Source organism: Burkholderia sp. Cy-637 (assembly GCF_011753175.1).
GTDB lineage: Bacteria > Pseudomonadota > Gammaproteobacteria > Burkholderiales > Burkholderiaceae > Burkholderia > Burkholderia gladioli.
In genome coordinates this window covers 1-2,173 of record NZ_VWWC01000347.1, presented here as the reverse complement: position 1 = coordinate 2,173, position 2,173 = coordinate 1, and the positions used below count along the sequence as shown (strand labels likewise).

Annotated in this window: 3 protein-coding genes; 2 read left to right on the top strand and 1 reads right to left on the bottom strand. The window is 73.1% G+C overall.

Annotation, left to right across the window (positions count from 1 at the left end; genetic code table 11):
- Window positions 1-925 (top strand): glycerate kinase (locus F3J10_RS35325; RefSeq protein WP_167244020.1); only part of this gene is annotated, 925 nt, incomplete at its 5' end.
- A 75-nt stretch (window positions 926-1,000) separates the two neighbouring features.
- A complete protein-coding gene (locus F3J10_RS35320) occupies window positions 1,001-1,450 on the top strand; it encodes a MarR family transcriptional regulator (RefSeq protein WP_025096736.1) in 450 nt (149 codons plus the stop codon).
- Between the two features lie 232 nt (window positions 1,451-1,682).
- Here F3J10_RS35320 and F3J10_RS35315 read toward each other — a convergent pair.
- Window positions 1,683-2,173, bottom strand: a 491-nt coding sequence (locus F3J10_RS35315; protein ID WP_275691728.1) for a ketopantoate reductase C-terminal domain-containing protein, incomplete at its 5' end; no start/stop codon positions are given.

Below are 2,173 nucleotides of genomic sequence, written 5' to 3'. Positions count from 1 at the left end.
CGGCCTGGTCGACGCGCATACCGCGATCATCGAGACCGCCGAGGTCGTCGGCATCACCGATCAGGTCGGCATGGCGGTGCCGGTGGAGGCGCGCAGCACGCGCGGCATGGGCGAGGCGATCCGCCAGTTGCTCGACGAGGGCGTGCGCAGCTTCTTCGTCGCGCTCGGCGGCAGCAGCACCAACGACGCCGGCGCGGGCCTGCTGGCCGGGCTCGGCCTGCGCGCGCTCGACGCCGAGGGCCGCGAGATCGAGCCGACGCCCGAGCGGCTCGCGACGATCGCCCGGCTCGATACCTCGGGGCTCGATCCGCGGCTCGCGCAAAGCCGCTTCGTCGGCATGTCCGACGTCGACAATCCGCTCACCGGCGAGCATGGCGCCACCGCCGTCTTCGGCCCGCAGAAGGGCGTGCGCCCCGAGCAGGTCGCCCCGCTCGACGCCGCGCTCTCGCACTACGCCGATCTGGCCGAAGCCGCGCTCGGCCGCCAGGTACGCGAATTGCCCGGCGCGGGTGCGGCGGGCGGCCTGGGCTTCGCGCTGCACCTGCTGGGCGCGAGCTTCGAGCCGGGCGCCGAGGTGGTGGCGCGCCAGGTCGGCCTCGACGCCGCGCTGGACGGCGCACACTGGCTGATCACCGGCGAGGGACGCTCGGACGGCCAGACCCTGCACGGCAAGGCGCCCTTCATCGCCTGCCGCCACGCGGCCGCGGCCGGCGTGCCGGCCAGCCTGCTGTCGGGCGCGGTCGACCCGGCGGCGCTGCCGCAATTGTCAGAACATTTCGACGGCTGCTTTTCGCCCGCGCCGGGACCGATTACGCTCGAGGTGGCGATCCGCGACGCCGCCCGGCTGCTGGCCGACCAGGCCGAGCAACTGGCGCGGCTGCGCTTCGGCCGCCGCAGCGACGCCGCGGCAGCAGCGGCACGTTGATCCCGGTCGACCTCGGTTGACCGCGCGCGGCGATCCGGGAACAATCGGGCCGCCGACCATCCTTCAGGAACCGCCATGAAAGGCAGCCAAGCCGGACTCGACCAGTTTCTGACGCAGCGCCTGCACACGATCAACAAGCTCACCGATCGCGCGATCGGCGAGCTGTATCGCGACAAGCTCGGCATCACCCTGCCGGAGGCGCGCGTGATCAGCTCGGTCGGCGCCTTCGGGCCGTTTTCGATCATGGAACTCGCGCGCCACACGCATCTCGACAAGAGCCAGGCCAGCCGCGCCGCCGAGGCGCTGATCCTGCAGGGCCTGCTGTCGCGCACGACCAGCGACGAGGACGGCCGCGTGGTGGTGATCGCGCTCACGCGCGAGGGCGCCGCGCTGAACCGCCGGATCATGACGCTCGCGCGGCGCTGGAACGCCGAGCTGGCCGAGCGCTTGACCGAGAGCGAGCGCGGCGCGCTGGAGCGGGCGCTCGACAAGCTGATCGCCCATACGCGGGAGCGGATCGAGTAGCGCGCGAGCGGCGGCGAGCCGCCTTGCCGCCATCTCGCCGCCGCGCCGGATTTCAACCAGGCCTCTTCCGCCATCCGCCGCTCGATGGCCGGCTGCTTTTGAGCCCGGCTCGCGCTCCTGCGTGTCTCGCCGCGCCTCGGCAGCTTGAGCGCCGCCAGCAGCCAGGCGGCACCGCCCGCCGGCACCCGCGATCGCGCGCCGCCGGCAAGCAGCCCCTCCCTACCCCTTCCGCTCACAACCCGCTGTTGCGCGCACGCTGGCGCAGCAGCCCGAGCACCGCGTCGCAGAACGGCGTCGGCACGCCGAGCGCGCGGCCCAGCTCCGGAAACACGCCCAGGATCGGCTCGATCTCGAGCGGGCGGCCGGCCTCGAAATCCTGCAGCATCGAAGTGCGGAACGCGCCGAGCTTGCGCGTGATCCCGGTCCGCTCGACGCTGCTGATGCCGGTCGACAGGCCGAGCCTCTCGCCCACCGCGGCGGCCTCGTCCATCATGCTCAGCGCCAGCGCATGGGTATGGGGATCGTCGAGCAGCCCGGCCGTGGTCGAGCCGGTCAGCGCGCTGAGCGGGTTCATGTTCATGTTGCCCCACAGCTTCACCCAGATCGCGGTCCGGATTTCAGCCGGCGTCTCCACCTCGAAACCGCCCTCGACGAGCGCCTCGGCGAGCACCCGGGCCGCCGCCGCGCGCGCCGCGTCCGGCGCGCCGACGATCAGGCGGTTGA